The organism is Actinacidiphila glaucinigra, from assembly GCF_035918135.1.
Classification (GTDB): Bacteria; Actinomycetota; Actinomycetes; order Streptomycetales; family Streptomycetaceae; genus Actinacidiphila; species Actinacidiphila glaucinigra.
The window spans coordinates 1,333,732-1,348,042 of sequence record NZ_CP109144.1; the positions used below are offsets into that span (position 1 = coordinate 1,333,732).

Here is a 14,311-nt window from a genome sequence, read left to right on the forward strand (position 1 = left end):
CGGTCAGACGGTGATCCGGTCGACGTCGGACACGTAGTCGGACGGGTTGCCGAAGGCGATCGTGTTGGCCCCGGCCTTCAGCCGGACGGGCACGGTGACCGACCGCGGGCGGCCCCAGTCGTTGTCGTTGCCACCGTGCAGCGGCAGCTGGAAGGCGGTGCCGTTGACGGTGACCACGGCCGTGCGGCCCGAGGAACCGTCGGTGAAGTCCACGGTCATCAGGTAGGTGCCGTCCTTCGGCGCCGTCACGTCCTTGATCGTCACGGAGGCGTCGACGCCCAGGTTGCCGACCTTCTTGCCGCCGGAGCAGCGGGAGCAGTCGCCGACGCTCGCGTTGCCGGTGCGGGGGTTCCCGGACGCCTCGGCCTCGTAGGCGGTGGGCCCGTCGGCGGCGGGCGTGGTCAGGGAGACGGCGTTGGCCGGTGCGGACGTACGGCCCCTGGCGTCGTGGGCGACGACGGTGAACGCGTAGCCGGTGGCGGCGTGCAGGCCGGTGACGGTGGCGGAGGTGCCGTCGACCGTGGCGACCCTGGCGCCGTCGGCGTACACCTCGTAACCGGTGGTGGCGGTGCCGGTGTTCACCGCGTCCCAGGCGAGCGAGACGCTGCCGGCCGTGGAGGCGGTGGCGCGAACGCCGAGCGGGACACCGGGCTTTCCGGTCGTCTTCGCCGGGGTGACGCGCAGCAGCCGGGAGCCGTGCGGCGGCAGGTTGTCGGTGAAGCCGTCGCTGACCGTCCCCAGGTTCTTGCGGCTCCACAGGTCGCGGACGGCGGGCTTGCCGCTGATGCCCAGCTCGCTCCAGTCGGCGGTCACGTCGGAGTAGCCCTTGCCGAGGTTGAACAGGGCCACCGTGTAACTGCCGTCGGCGTTGCGGGCGTACCAGACCTGCTGCGGGGTGTCCTGGCTGAGCGGCCTGGCGGGGTTGCCGGCCTGGTCGACGGCGATGACCTCGTCGTTGGTGAGCAGCGACAGGCCGTACGCGTCGAGCTTGGTGAGGTCGTCGCCGATGTAGAGCGGGGCGCTCTCGATGGCCCACAGCGTCATGTAGCTCTGCCGCTCGACCTCGTTGAGGCCGTCGAGCGGGCCCGCGCCGACGTCGAGGGAGTCGAGGTTGTTCCAGTGCCCCGGCCCGGCGTCGTCGATCCAGGGGACGACGTCGTTCCACCGCTGCTTGACCGAGTTGTTCCAGGTCACCAGGGTGTCGCAGTAGCACTCGACGTCGGTGTCCACGCGCCAGCCGTTGGAGTTCTCCTTCCAGACGTCCACCTTGTCGTGGCTGAGCGACCAGGACAGGACGAACTGGATGGGCCGGCCCGTCCGCTCCAGCGCGGCGTGCCAGGTCTTGATGTCGGGGACGTTGTCGTGTGCCGCGTCGCCCTGGTTGGAGCCGGGGCCGACACCGTCGATCTTCAGGAAGTCCACTCCCCAGCCGGCCAGTTGGTCGGCCACGGACTGGATGTACTTCTCGGTGCACGGGCTGGCGAAGTTCAGCTGGTAGGAGACGTTGTCCCAGCCGCTGGTCTTGCGCAGGTCGGGGTAGACGATGTCCTTGGTCGTGCACCCGGGCGCGCCGTGGATCGGCGTCCTGCCGTCGTTGTACGTGTCGATGTACAGGCCGACCGCCAGGTAGAGCCCGAACTTCAGGCCCTTGGCGTGCAGTCGGTCGCCGAGCCACTTCATGCCGTGCGGGAACTTGACGGGGTCCGCGACGGGCCGGCCGTACTCGTCGGAGAGGCTCTTGTTCGTCTCGCTGCCGACGTTCCAGCCGGCGTCGATGTTGACGTACTCGTAGCCGTGCCGCTTCAGCTTGGAGGCGAGGATGTCGGCCTGCTGCAGCACGTGCGGTTCGGTGAGCCAGGAGCCGCCGTAGCCGGGGAAGTTGGTGGACTCCAGGCTCCAGCTGCTCCAGCCCATGTAGGGCTTGGCGGCCACCACGGGGGCTGCCTCGGAGCCCGCGGCCTCCGCCGGGGACGCAGAGGAGGCGGAGGACGCGGGCGGCGCGGCGGGCGACGCCGCGGCGGGTACGGCGAGGGCCGTGGCGAGCGCGGTGGCGACGAGCGCGGGCACGGCGGCCCTGCGCATGCCGCCGCGCCTGGGCGTCACGGGCCATCTGAGACGTGCGAGTACAGCTGAAGGGGCCATGGGGGCACTCCATCCCGGCGCGACGGCGTCCGCTTCGAGTGGGCAGGGGGTACGGGAGGCAAGGGGGTCCCCCGGTGGCGGTCGTCCCGGAACACCACCGAGGGCGGGCGTGCCGCGACCGGGGGAGGCTCCGGTCACGCTCCTCGCCGGGGCACTTCGTCCGCTCCGGGCGAGGAGTGCGGCGAATGTAGCCAGGCTTTCCTTCCAGCGTCAACATATTCGGCGGCAAAAATCGGATGTCTGATCCGCCGGATGGCAGCCCTCGCCGGAAAATCCGCCTCGGAATCCCTTCACCCCCACCCAAAGATGGGATGAGTAGGCCTCTTCCTTACTTTCCCTTGGAAAGGTATGGTCCCGGGCATGAGCCTCGCCGACCAGCCCCCCGCCGCCGTCCTGGTCTTCCAGACCCTGCTCGTCCACGGCTCCCTCACCCGGGCCGAGATCGGGCGGCGCACGGGGCTGTCGGCGGGCGCGGTGACCAAGGCCGCCACTCCTCTGCTGGCCGACGGCTGGATCACCGAACTCGGCAGACCGGCCGGCGAGCGGGCCAGCGGCCGCCCCGCGACGCCGATGGCCGTACGCGCCGACCGCGCGCGGTTCGTCGGCGTGAAGGTGACCGGCGACGAACTCATCGGCGTGCTCACCGACCTGACCGCCCGGCCGCTCGCCTCCCGGCGCGCCCCGCTGGACTCCCGCGACGTCGGGACCGTGGTGCTGGCGATCGCCCGGCTCGTCGGGCAACTGCGCGCCGCCGCGGGGGCGGAGCGGGACGACGCCGTCCACAGCGTCGGCGTGACGCTCTCCGGGGACGTGGACGGGCAGACCGGCACCGTGCAGTACTCGCCGTTCCTCGACTGGCGCCGAGTGCCGCTCGCGCAGCTGGTGGAGTCGGCGTCCGGCATCCCGACCGTGATCGAGAACGACGTGCGCGCGCTGACCGTCGCCGAGCAGTGGTTCGGCGCCGGGGTGGGACTGTCCTCGTTCGCCCTGGTCACGGTCGGCGCGGGCATCGGCTGCGGGCTGTCCATCGGCGGCCGGGTGGTGTCCGGGGCCCACGGGGTGTCCGGCGAGGTGGGGCACCTGCCGGTGGGCGGCACCGACCGCACCTGCACCTGCGGCAACACCGGGTGTGTGGAGACCGTCGCCTCCACGCACGCCATCACCGAACAGGCCCGGCAGGCCACCGGCGACCCCGCGCTCACGATGGAGGAGGCGGTGCGGCTGGCCCACGCCGACAACGCCGCCGTCCGCGCGGTCTTCTCCCGCGCCGGGCACGTGATGGGCCTGGCGATGGCCTCGGTGGCCAACCTCATCGGCCCGGAACGCATCATCATCTCCGGCGAGGGCGCGGCCTCCTACGACCTGTTCGCCGACCAGATCCGGCAGACCTTCGCCGACCACGCCTTCGGCGCCGCGGCGGACTGCGACCTCGTCGTGCGTCCGCTGCCCTTCGAGGAGTGGGCGCGCGGCGGCGCGGCCGTCGCCGCGCAGCGGGTCTTCGCCCCCGCGAAGTGACCTCCCCGGTGTGAACTGCCCTCCTCCGGAGGGCCGGTCGCCGCCGGGACCCGCGTCACGAGGACCGGGTGCCGGACGGCCCTCCCCGAGCCCGGGGTGCCGCGGGCAACTCACGCCGGGCAGCAGCCCGCCGCTTCGTTTCCCCCGACGCACGCGACCCGCGAAAAACGGGAGGCGGCCGCGCCGCGCCCGGGTGCAGACTCGGGCGGTGATCGTCGTGCAGCCCGTGCTGGAGATCGAAGGGGCGGACGGCTTCGCCCTCTGGCCGGTGGCGGAGTGGAAGCCGTTCACCTTCATGCCGCTCCACGGCGCCCTGTCGACGGCAGAGGTCGGCGCGGCCGTGATGACCGTCGCCGCGTACAACCAGGGGCAGGCGGACGACGAGGCCGCGCCCACCCGGTCCGTGGATCACGTCGGGCACTTCGTGCGGGCGCTGCTCGACGCGGAGGACGTCCAGGCGCCGGGCGGACTGCGGGTCACCGACACCACCGGGGCGGCGTTGCTGCCGGGCTGCTGCAGCGGCCTGGAGGAGTGGCGGGAGGCATGGCTCGACCTCCTCGACGGCAGCGGCCACGCGTGGCTCGGCCACGACCCCTCACCGCTCGCCGAACGGCACGGAGACGTCGTCCGGTTGACCGTCGACGCCGGGCGGGACGACAGCCCGGCGTTCGAGGTCGCCGTCGATGTGCTGCGCCGCGGGGTCGCCGGCGCCGAGCGGGATCTGGCGGGTTTCCTCGGTGCCGCCGCCGACTGGGCCGCCGTGCGGCTGCCCGAACACGCCCCCGCGCTCGTCGGCGCGCTCGCCCGGGCCGTCGACATGCCGCCGCCGCGGTAGCCGAAGTCCGCGCACCCGTGTGAGCCCGACCCCGGCGAGGACGACGAGCATGCCGGCCACCACCCGTCCGCCCACCGGCTCGTCGAGGACGAGCGCGCCGAGCCCCACGGACACGACGGGGAGGAGGTAGCCGACGGTGGCCGCGTCGGTCGGTCCCTCGTCCGCGACGATGCGCACCGTCAGGTGGAAGGTGACACCCGTGCACAGGACGCCGAGGACGAGGACCGCCACGGACGAACGGAGCGTCACCGCGATCCCGCCGGTGCCGGTGACGAACAGGGCGGGCACGCTCAGCGCGGTCGCGGCGGTCAACTGCGCGGCGGCGAGCGGGAGCGTGCCCGTACCCGCGGCGGCGAGCCTGCGCCCCATGTAGGCGAAGGCCAGCGCGTAGCTCGCCGCCGCGCCCACCAGCGCCAGGGCGCCCCAGCTCACGAGGCCCGACCGGTGCCAGGGGGCGAAGATCAGGAGGACGCCCGCGAAGCCGGCGAGGAGCCCGCCGAGGCGGGGTCCTCGGATGCCCCGTTCCGTGCCCAGGGCCAGACCGATGAGCAGCGACCACAGCGGCGTCGTCGCGTTGAGGACGCCCGCGACGCCGGAGTCGACGCTCTGCTCGCCGACGCTGAAGAGGAGGAAGGGTGCGGCGTTGCACAGCAGGGCCGCCACCGTGAGGCGGCCCCACAGCGCCCGCCCCCGCGGCAGGCGCAGACCCGCGCGCAGGGCGAGTACGAGCAGCAGGGCCGCACCGAAAGCGCAGCGCAGGAAGGTGACCCAGGCGGGCGGCAGACCCTCCAGCGCGATCTTGATCCACAGGAAGGTCGACCCCCACAGCAGCGCCAGTACCCCCAGGCGCAGCAGCGCCCTCGCACCGCCCCCACCACCGGACACCACGGACACCCCGGTCTCCCCTCGTCGCGCGTCACCGTCCCCCCCGACGCTCCTCCACGGCGTCCTGGTACCACAAGCGAAGGTTCACACAACTACCGTTAAGCTGACCTACATGCTCGATGTACGCCGCATGCAGGTCCTCCGGGCGGTGGTCACCAGCGGGTCGGTCACCGCGGCCGCCACCCACCTCGGCTACACCCCCTCGGCAGTCAGCCAGCAGATCGCCGTCCTGGAGAGACAGGCCGGGATCCCGCTGCTCGAACGGGTCGGGCGCGGGGTGCAGCCGACGCCCGCAGGGCTGCTGCTCACCGAGTACGCAGGCCGTATCGGCAGGGAGGTCGCCGAGGCCGAGACGGCGCTGGCCGATCTGCGCGAGGGCCGCACGGGCACACTGACGGTGCGTTACTTCCCGACGGCGGGAGCCGACCTGGTGGCCCCCGCGGTCGCGCGCCTGCGCCGCGAGCACCCGGGGGTACGGATCGACCTCGGCCTGGTCGACCCCGGCGATCCGCTGCCGGAGGTGGAGAAGGGCCGCGCGGACCTGGCGATCGTGGTGCGGCCGCGCGGTCAGGGCCGTGAGGGACTGCGCCTGGTGCATCTGCGGGACGACCCCTACCGGGCGGTCCTCCCCAAGGGCCACCGCCTCGCCGCGAAGCGGGTGCTCGAGCTCAACGACCTCGCCGGTGAGCCGTGGGTGGGCAGCGAGTCCCCGGACGGCTCGTGCCTGGAACTGATCCTCCAGGCGTGCGCCGCGGCCGGCTTCAGCCCCGACGTGGTGGTGCAGAGCGAGGACTACGCCACCGCCCAGGGGTTCGTGGCCGCCGGGCTGGGGGTGAGCCTGTTGCCGCTGGCCGCACTGGCGCACCACCATCCCGGGGTCGTCGTGCGGAAGGTACGCGGCCCGGAGCCCGTACGGGCGGTCCACGCCGCCGTGCGGGAGGCGTCGCTGCGGCAGCCCCCGGTGCGGGGGCTGCTCGACGCGCTGCGGGACGTCGCGCGGGGCGCCGCCGGCCCCGCCCGATCCTGATCAGCCGTCAGACCGCGCTCTGCGGATAGCCGATGCCCGCGACGTCCTCGGCCAGCTCCTCCAGTGTGACCTCCGGGTTGAGTTTCGCGACGACCTCCGGGGTGAGCGGGCGCAGCGCGTGGACATGGCGTACGGCGTCCAGGTCGACCGGCATCCCGTGGTAGTCCTCGGCGAAAGCGCGGAACGCCTCGGGGGAACGGTCGGTCAGCAGCGCGAACAGGTACGACGCGCCGTCGGCGTCCTCGCGGCCCTCCGGCAGGTCGACGGAGCCGTGCCGCCACGCCTCGTCGCCGGTACCGCGCCACAGGCAGACGGTCGCGACCGGCACGCCGTCCTCGTCGCAGAACGCCGGCTCCTCGACGTACGGACGGAAGGCCTCGGGGACCTCGTCGACGACACCCGGCCAGGGCTCGTGGTCCTCCGACCCGTAGGGGCTCACCGGGGACTCGTGGTCGAAGCCGCGCACGAACGCCCCGGCGCCGCAGAACACGATCGCGTACTCGTCGCCCGAGCCGTTGCGCAGGGAGGCCATCTCCTCGTCCGTGTCCCACGCGGCGTCGAAGGAGTGGTGACGCGACTCCCAGTCGGGGCTCAGGATCGCGTCGAGCATCGCCAGGGCGCGGCAGTGGTCGCGCAGTTCGGTGATGGAGGGCAGCAGCGGGGCCACGTCGTGAACGGTCACGCGCACATCCAAGCCCATGGCCCCGGCAGCACCGCACCCGGGGCTCCGAGGCACGCGGAGATGCGTTGCCGCGCACACTCCCTGTCCGCTCATCACGGTCCCGCGGAACCACTTCGGAAGGCGGACATGCCCCCACGCACCCCGAACGGCGACGGGGCCGGGACCGACACGGCCCTGGTACGCCGGCTGCCGCAGGCGCGGTTCCCCCACTGGGCGGACCTCCCCCTCACCCCCACCGGGTCGGCCGGCACCTCCAACGCCGTGTAACGGCCGGAACGGACATGGTCGTGCGGCTGCCCGGGACCGCGGGTGCCGCGAGCGACGTCGACAAGGAGCACCGGTGGCTGCCGCGGCTCGCGCCGGGGCTCCCCGCGTCCGCCCCCGCGCCCCTGGGCAAGAGGGCTCCCGTCGACGGCTGCCCCTGGGCGTGGTCGGTGTACGGCCGGCTGGAGGGCGAGAACCCGGCCGTGGGCCGTCTCGCCGAGCCCGCCGCGCTCGCGGGGGACTTGGCGGCGTTCGTCGCCGCCCTGCAGCACGTCGGCCCCGCCGGCGCCCCGCCCGCGTACCGCGGCGAGCCCCTCGCGGCCCGCGACCGCGCGGCGCTGGGCACCGACGACGCGACCTGGGCGCGGTCGCGGCCGGGCGCTGCCGATCGCGCTGATGGAGCTGCGGCACTACCGGGGCACCCACGAGCGGATGGCGTCGATCGCCCGGCACGTCCTGGGCGAGCTGCCCGCCGGCAGGGGACGCTGGCCCGAGGCGGCGGCGCATCCTACCGGGGGCCGCCGGGCCGCTTGCCGGCATCGGCGATTCCCCCACCGGTCCCGTCACTTTCAGTAGCTTCACCGTCACCAACCGGGGCGGCGGCGCACGGACGCGCGGACGCCTGGATAGCGACGGCAAGGAGCGAACGCCGATGGCGAATGTGGAGACCTCCCTCAAGGAGACGATGACGTCGATCGAGGGCAGCGTGGGTGCTGCCCTGGTCGACTACACCAGCGGCATGGCGCTGGGCACGATCGGTGGCGGCAAGGACCTCGACCTGACCGTCGCGGCCGCCGGCAACACCGACGTGATCCGCGCCAAGGCCCGGACGATGAAGGAACTGGGCCTCAAGGAGGAGATCGAGGACGTCCTGATCACCATGGGCACGCAGTACCACCTGATCCGGCTGCTCAAGAGCCGTGACGGCAACGGCCTGTTCCTCTACCTGGTGCTCGACCGGCGCAACGCCAACCTGGCGATGGCCCGGCACCGCCTCAGGCGCATCGAGGCCGACCTCGAGTTGTAGCCGCCGGTCCTTCCTCGGGGCTCCGTGCGCCCGGGAATTGAAGATTCCTTCAATTCGGCACATCCTGATCCGCACAAGCACGGCGGTGCACGGGCCCCGGAGGGGGAAGGATTGGACGCAGCGTCGCGCCGGTGGCAGCGGGAGCCGCCGCCGGCGGGTGCGGGAAGGGCCGTCGGAATCAGGGCAGGAGCTATCAGACGATGCAGGTACCCCTGTACCAGGCCAAGGCGGAGTTCTTCCGCATGCTCGGGCATCCCGTGCGGATCAGGGTCCTGGAGCTGCTCCAGAACGGTCCGGTGCCGGTTCGGGACCTGCTGAACGAGATCGAGATCGAACCGTCGAACCTGTCCCAGCAGCTCGCGGTGCTGCGCCGGTCCGGCATCGTGGTGTCGATTCGCGAGGGCTCCACCGTCAGCTACGCCCTCGCCGGCGGCGACGTCGCCGAACTCCTGCGCGCGGCCCGCCGCATCCTCACCGAACTCCTCGCGGGCCAGACCGAGCTGCTCGCGGAACTCCGCCAGGCCGACGCCCCGCCCGCGCACGCGGACGAGCACGTCAGCCACCCCGCCGGCTGAGCGTTCCGGCGCCGGTTGGGCCAGAATGGTCGGGAGGTGAGCGCCATGACGCCTTGGCGGGTTCGTGATCTGGAGGAAGGCGACCTCGACCAGGTCGTGCGCATCTGGGAGGAGTCGCGCGACACGACCGAGGACCCCGCGGTAACCCTGGCGGAGGTGGTCGGCGCGCTGCGCGCGGGAGCGCCCGCCGTGGTGGCGATGGTCGGCGACCGGGTCGTGGGGGCCGCGGTGTCCTCGACGGCCCAGGAGCGCGCCTGGGTGCTGCGGCTCGCCATTGCCCGGCAGTGGCGGCACCACGGGATGGGCTCGGCGCTGCTGGCCGCCCTGGAGGACAGCCTGGGCCAGGCGGGGATGCGCCGGATCGGGGCGCTGCTGCCCGAGGGCGAGGTCGGTGAGCAGGCGTTCCGGAACTCCGGGTACTCCTTCCGCCCCGGGCTCGGCTACTTCGAGAAGCTGCTGTCGGCCGACTCCGCGCAGGACACTCTGCTCGACCAGCTCGGCGGGGCGGTCCCGGAGCAAGGACTGTGGGACCGCATCGCGGGCATGGCCGCGGAGAAGACGCTCATCGAGCGGCGGCTGGTGCTTCCGCTGGAGAACCCGGGGGTCGCGGAGCGCTACCACCTGGTGCCGCCGCGTGCCGTGGTCCTCTTCGGTCCGCCGGGCACGGGCAAGACGACGTTCGCCAAGGCCGTGGCGTCCCGGTTGGCGTGGCCGTTCATCGAGGTGCTCCCGTACCAGCTGGCCGAGGACGCGCACGGCGTGGCGGACGGGCTGCGGCGGCTCTTCGCCCGGGTCGAGCACCTGGAGCAGGTGGTGCTCTTCTTCGACGAGGCGGAGGAGATCGCCTCGGAGCGGCAGGACCCTTCCACCCTGGCCCACCGGGTGACCAACGAGCTCCTCAAGCTCATCCCGCAGTTCCGGCGCGGCGAGCGCCGGCTGCTGATCTGCGCGACCAACGCGGTGCGCTCGCTGGACCCGGCCTTCCTGCGGCCCGGCCGTTTCGACTTCCTGATCCCGGTCGGCCCGCCGGACCCCGCGGCCCGCCGGGCCATCTGGGTCCGCTACATCGGGCCGGACCGGGTGGCGGACATCGACCTGGACGCCCTGGTCGAGGCCAGCGACCGCTTCACGCCGGCGGACATCGAGTACGCGGCCCAGGCCGCCGCGCAGACCGCCTTCGAGCGGCACCTGGCGACGGACCCCCGCAGCACCGCGGACCTGACGCACCGCACCGAGGACTATCTGCAGGCCGTCGCCCGCACCCGCGCCACCCTCACGACGGAGGACATCCGCGCCTTCGACCACGACCTGCGCTCCGCAGCCCGCGTGTGAGGCATGCGGAGCCCGGCTGAGGGGGGGCGAGCGACGGGGGGCGGCCGTTCCCGCCGGGTTCGTGGCCGAAACCGGCGGACATCCGCGATGAGCGGGCGGCCGCCCCCCGAGGGGCCCTATGGTGATCGTGGGTCGGCAGATACGCGCTCCCCCGTCCGTGTCTGCCGGCCCGTCATAGCTTCCGGCCGCCGTGGGGCCCGGCGCGTGCCGGGCCCCACGGGGTGTCAGGACTGCTTGGGCACGTCGATCCGGTCGATGTCCGGGGCGTACGAGGTGCCGCTGTCGAAGGTGATGGTGTTGGCACCCGCCTTGAGCGTGACGGGGAGGCTGACGGTCTCGACGGTGCCCCAGTCGCCCGTGGAGGGGAACCGGTGGCCCGTGGCGCCATTGCCGTTGGCGGAGACCTGGACGGTGCGGATGTCACCGCTCACGTAGGCGACCTTGACCAGGTAGGTGCCGGGCTTCTTCACCACGACGTCGTTGAAGGTGAGCGAGCCACCGAGGTAGAGGTTGCCGGCCTTGCGGCCGCCGGAGCAGGCGGAGCAGTCGGCGAGGGAGGCGTTGCCGGCCAGGGTGTTGCCGGCGGCCTCCGCCTCGTAGCCGGTGGTGCGCTGGGCGGGTCCGTGCGGGGTGACGGTGAACAGGCGCGAGCCGTGGGCCGGGAGGGACTTGGTGACCTTGTCCTTGTACGAGCCGAGGTCCTCGTGGCTCCACACGTCGCGGACGGAGGCGCGGCCGGAGAAGCCGAGCGAGGTCCAGTCTGCGGTCACGGCCGCGGGGCTGCCGGCGAGGTTGAACAGGGCGACGGTGTAGCTGCCGTCGGCGTTCTTCGCGGCCCAGACCTGCCGGTCGTCGGCGGGGGTGACGGGGCGGGCCGGCGGGGTGCTCGACTGGTTGAGGGCGATGACCTCGCGGTTGGTCAGCAGGGAGAGCCCGTAGTCGTCGAGGCGGGTGAGGTCGTCACCGGTGTACAGCGGGGACTTGGCGATGGCCCACAGCGTCATGTAGCTCTGCCGCTCGGCCTTGGTGAGGCCGTCCATCTCCCCGTTGCCCACGTCGAGGGAGTCCAGGTCGTTCCACCCGCCGGGGCCGCCGTGCCGGCTCCAGGCGGCGGCGTCGTCGAAGCGGTCGTCGACCGAGTTCTCCCAGGAGACGAGGGTGTCGCAGTAGCACTCGACGTCGGTGTCGATGCGCCAGCCGTCGGAGTACTTCTTCCAGTCGGCGACGTGGCCGATGTCCAGCGACCAGGACAGTTCGAGGTGGATGGGACGGCCGGTGGCGGCGATGGCCTTCTGCCAGGCGGCGATGTCGGCGCGGTTGTCGTAGTTGTCGCCGCTCTTGAAGGAGCCGGGGCCGACGCCGTCGATCTTCAGGAAGTCGTAGCCCCAGTCGGCGATCATCCGCGCCTGGGAGTCCACGTACTTCTGCGCGCACGGGTTCGAGAAGTCGATCTTGTAGGAGCTGTCCCAGCCGTTGGTGGTGCGCAGGTCGTCGTAGACGATGTCGGCGGTGGTGCAGTCGGTGGTGTTCCAGATCGGCACCTTCCCGTCGCCGTACCCCTCCTTCTCCAGGCCGACGGGCAGGTAGATGCCGGCCTTGAGGCCCTTGGCGTGGACGTGGTCGGCGACCGCCTTCATGCCGCGCGGGAAGCGCTCGGGGTCGGGGGTCTGGCGGCCGTACGCGTCGAACTCGGGCTTCCAGGACTGGTCGCGCCACCAGCCGGCGTCCAGGTTGACGTAGTCGTAGCCGTACTTCTTCAGCTTGGCGGCCATGGCGTCGGCCTGCTTGAGGACGTTCGCCTCCGTCAGGTAGCTGTAGTCGCCGGTGGGGTTGAGACCGGGGTACTTCGAGGACTGCATGCTCCAGCTCGACCAGCCCATGTAGGGCTTGGCGGCGGCCTGGTGAGCGGTGGCCGCGGTCGCGGTGGGCGCGGTGTCCGGGCCGGTCGCCCCGGCCGCCGGTACGGCCGCCAACACTCCGGCGGTGAGGGCCAGGACGAGCAGGGTCCTGACGGCGGTCGAGGGCAGGGTGGAGCGCGAGGGTGACCGCATGGGTCGGGCCTCCTGGGGGTGGGGGGTACGGCGGGTGCGGTGCGGGGTGTTCCGGGCGCCGGGCGTCAGCCCTTGCCCGAGCCGATGGTCAGACCGCTGATGAACTGCCGCTGGAGCGCGAAGTACACGAGCAGGGTGGGGACGGCGGTCATCAGCGCGCCGGCGGCGATGAGGTTGGGGTTGGTGAAGTACTGGCCCTGCAGGTTGGCCAGGGCTGAGGTGATGGGGCGCTTGTCGCCCGTCTCGATGAGCGCGAGCGGCCAGAAGAAGTCGTTGTAGATCCAGATGGACTCCAGGGTGGCCAGCGCGGCGAAGGCCGGCCGGCACAGCGGCAGGATGATCTGGAAGAACTGCCGCCACACCTGGGCGCCGTCGACGAGGGCCGCCTCGGAGATCTCCCCCGGGATCGTCTTCATGTAGTTGCTCAGCACGAAGGTGCAGAAGCCGCACTGGTAGGCGATGTGGATGGCGATGATGCCCCACGTCGAGTTGTACAGGAGCAGCGAGTCGCTCATCCACGCAGGCAGCGGGACCAGCAGGTAGAGCCGGTAGAGCGGGGTGATGAGCACCTGCGCGGGCAGCAGGTTGCCCGCGGTGAAGAGCATCAGCAGGACGATGTTCCAGCGGAAGTCGAAGCGGGAGACGAAGAAGGCGACCGCCGCGGAGAACAGCAGGGTGCCCAGGACGGACGGGACGGTGATGAGGACCGAGTTCCAGAAGAAGTGCGGCATGCCGGACTGGTTCCAGGCGTCGGTGTAGTTCTGCAGGCTGATGCCGCGCGGCCAGGACAGGTAGCCGTGCTTGCTGGTGTCCGCGTAGGGGCGCAGCGAGGTGTAGACGGCCCACAGCAGCGGCAGCAGCCACAGCAGCGCGATCGTGGCGAGCATCAGGTGCCGGCCGGTCTGCCGCGGGGGCTTGGACACGGCACCGCCGTACGGCGGTTCGTCGCGGGGGCGGGCCGGGGTGACGGGCGGGGTGGCGGTCGTGGTCACCGGTCCTCCTTGCGGAAGTTCTGGACGAGGAAGGTCCCGATGGCGGCGAGGGAGACCAGGAGCAGGACGACCGCGAGGGCGGAGCCGTAACCGATGTGGCTGGACTCGCCGATGATGTTGTCGGTGATCAGCAGGGACAGCAGTTCCATGCCGGGCTTGCTGCCGACGCCGCCGCCGAGGACGTAGACGACGTCGAAGGCCCTCAGGGACTCCATGACGGTGACGACCAGGATGATGACGTTGACGGGCTTGAGGGCGGGGAAGACCACCTTCAGGAAGGTCTGGCGGCCGTTGGCGCCGTCGAGGGCGGCGGCCTCCTTCAGGGCCGGGTCGAAGCCCTTCAGCCCGGCCAGGTAGAGGATCATGATGTAGCCGGTGTGCCGCCAGGCCGAGGCGACCAGGACGGCCCACAGGTTGAGGTCGGGGTCCCCCAGCCAGTCGACGTGGTGGCCGGGGGCCGCCGCGGCCAGGATGCCGTCCAGCAGGCCCGTGTCGGGGTTGTAGATGATCTCCCAGATGAGGCCGACGACCGCCAGGGAGAGCACCATCGGCAGGAAGATCGCCGTCTGGTAGACCCGGGTGAAGCGGAGCTTCCGGTCGAGCTGGTAGGCGAGGAAGATCCCGAACGGGGTGGGCAGCAGCGCGGTGAAGAGCAGCCAGATGACGTTGTGCCGCACCGCCGGCCAGAACGGCGGGTAGTTGGTGAGGATCTGGTGGTAGTTGTCGAGCCCGACCCAGTGGATGTCGGACAGGTAGATGCCGTCCCAGCTGGTGAAGGACAGGCCCATGGAGGCCAGTGCCGGCAGCCAGACGAAGACCAGCAGGGCGAGCAGCGGCACGCCGATGACGACGGCCAGGAAGAGCCGGTCACCGGGACCGAGCCGGCGGGGGCGGCGGCGGGACGCCCCGGTGGCGGGGGCCCGCGGCGCGGGTGCGGGGGGTGCGGTGGGGGACGCGGAGGGCACGGTGAACCTTCCCGGTCCG

The 14,311-nt window shown here is 72.2% G+C and carries 13 protein-coding genes and 1 pseudogene; 8 read left to right on the forward strand and 6 right to left on the reverse strand.

What is annotated here, in order from left to right; genetic code table 11:
- Positions 1 to 3 precede the first annotated feature (3 nt).
- Positions 4 to 2,082 carry a fibronectin type III domain-containing protein gene (locus OIE69_RS05850; protein WP_326570865.1) on the reverse strand — a complete coding sequence of 693 codons (2,079 nt, stop codon included), beginning with the start codon at positions 2,080 to 2,082 and terminating at the stop codon, positions 4 to 6.
- A 420-nt stretch (positions 2,083 to 2,502) separates the two neighbouring features.
- Between OIE69_RS05850 and OIE69_RS05855 the strand changes: the two genes are divergently transcribed.
- Positions 2,503 to 3,657, forward strand: a complete 1,155-nt coding sequence (locus OIE69_RS05855) for an ROK family transcriptional regulator (RefSeq protein ID WP_326570866.1) — start codon at positions 2,503 to 2,505, stop codon at positions 3,655 to 3,657.
- Positions 3,658 to 3,865: 208 nt separating this feature from the next.
- A complete protein-coding gene (locus OIE69_RS44735; RefSeq protein ID WP_392567462.1) occupies positions 3,866 to 4,492 on the forward strand; it encodes a hypothetical protein in 627 nt (208 codons plus the stop codon).
- Positions 4,493 to 4,570: 78 nt separating this feature from the next.
- Here the strand turns inward: OIE69_RS44735 and OIE69_RS05860 are convergent.
- Positions 4,571 to 5,386, reverse strand: a pseudogene (locus OIE69_RS05860) (DMT family transporter); the annotation flags it as partial.
- 103 nt (positions 5,387 to 5,489) lie between these two features.
- Between OIE69_RS05860 and OIE69_RS05865 the strand changes: the two are divergent.
- On the forward strand, positions 5,490 to 6,404 hold the full coding sequence (locus OIE69_RS05865; protein ID WP_326570867.1) for a LysR family transcriptional regulator: 915 nt from the start codon (positions 5,490 to 5,492) through the stop codon (positions 6,402 to 6,404).
- Positions 6,405 to 6,411: 7 nt separating this feature from the next.
- On the opposite strand, the gene OIE69_RS05870 is transcribed toward OIE69_RS05865, so the two are convergent.
- Positions 6,412 to 7,104, reverse strand: a complete 693-nt coding sequence (locus tag OIE69_RS05870) for a hypothetical protein (RefSeq protein WP_326570868.1) — start codon at positions 7,102 to 7,104, stop codon at positions 6,412 to 6,414.
- Between the two features lie 108 nt (positions 7,105 to 7,212).
- Between OIE69_RS05870 and OIE69_RS05875 the strand changes: the two genes are divergently transcribed.
- From OIE69_RS05875 to OIE69_RS05890, 5 genes are all read left to right on the forward strand, one after another.
- On the forward strand, positions 7,213 to 7,353 hold the full coding sequence (locus OIE69_RS05875) for a hypothetical protein (RefSeq protein ID WP_326570869.1): 141 nt from the start codon (positions 7,213 to 7,215) through the stop codon (positions 7,351 to 7,353).
- 14 nt (positions 7,354 to 7,367) lie between these two features.
- Entirely contained in the window at positions 7,368 to 8,039 is a 672-nt protein-coding gene (locus tag OIE69_RS44740) for a phosphotransferase (protein ID WP_392567463.1), read from the forward strand.
- The gene (locus OIE69_RS05880; protein WP_018563682.1) at positions 8,003 to 8,377 is read left to right on the forward strand and encodes a roadblock/LC7 domain-containing protein; all 375 of its coding nucleotides are present in this window, start codon (positions 8,003 to 8,005) and stop codon (positions 8,375 to 8,377) included. Before OIE69_RS44740 ends, OIE69_RS05880 begins: the two co-directional genes overlap by 37 nt.
- A gap of 200 nt (positions 8,378 to 8,577) precedes the next feature.
- On the forward strand, positions 8,578 to 8,952 hold the full coding sequence (locus tag OIE69_RS05885; RefSeq protein ID WP_018563681.1) for an ArsR/SmtB family transcription factor: 375 nt from the start codon (positions 8,578 to 8,580) through the stop codon (positions 8,950 to 8,952).
- Positions 8,953 to 8,997: 45 nt separating this feature from the next.
- Entirely contained in the window at positions 8,998 to 10,284 is a 1,287-nt protein-coding gene (locus OIE69_RS05890; RefSeq protein WP_326570870.1) for an ATP-binding protein, read from the forward strand.
- A 224-nt stretch (positions 10,285 to 10,508) separates the two neighbouring features.
- Here the strand turns inward: OIE69_RS05890 and OIE69_RS05895 are convergent, their stop codons facing one another.
- The 3 genes from OIE69_RS05895 to OIE69_RS05905 form a co-directional block, all read right to left on the reverse strand.
- On the reverse strand, positions 10,509 to 12,335 hold the full coding sequence (locus OIE69_RS05895; protein WP_326570871.1) for an alpha-galactosidase D: 1,827 nt from the start codon (positions 12,333 to 12,335) through the stop codon (positions 10,509 to 10,511).
- A 65-nt stretch (positions 12,336 to 12,400) separates the two neighbouring features.
- Positions 12,401 to 13,327: a carbohydrate ABC transporter permease gene (locus OIE69_RS05900; RefSeq protein ID WP_392567464.1), complete on the reverse strand. Its 927-nt coding sequence runs from the start codon at positions 13,325 to 13,327 to the stop codon at positions 12,401 to 12,403.
- Positions 13,324 to 14,292, reverse strand: a complete 969-nt coding sequence (locus tag OIE69_RS05905) for a carbohydrate ABC transporter permease (protein ID WP_326570872.1) — start codon at positions 14,290 to 14,292, stop codon at positions 13,324 to 13,326. The genes OIE69_RS05900 and OIE69_RS05905 overlap by 4 nt, the downstream gene beginning before the upstream one ends.
- Positions 14,293 to 14,311: the final 19 nt, after the last annotated feature.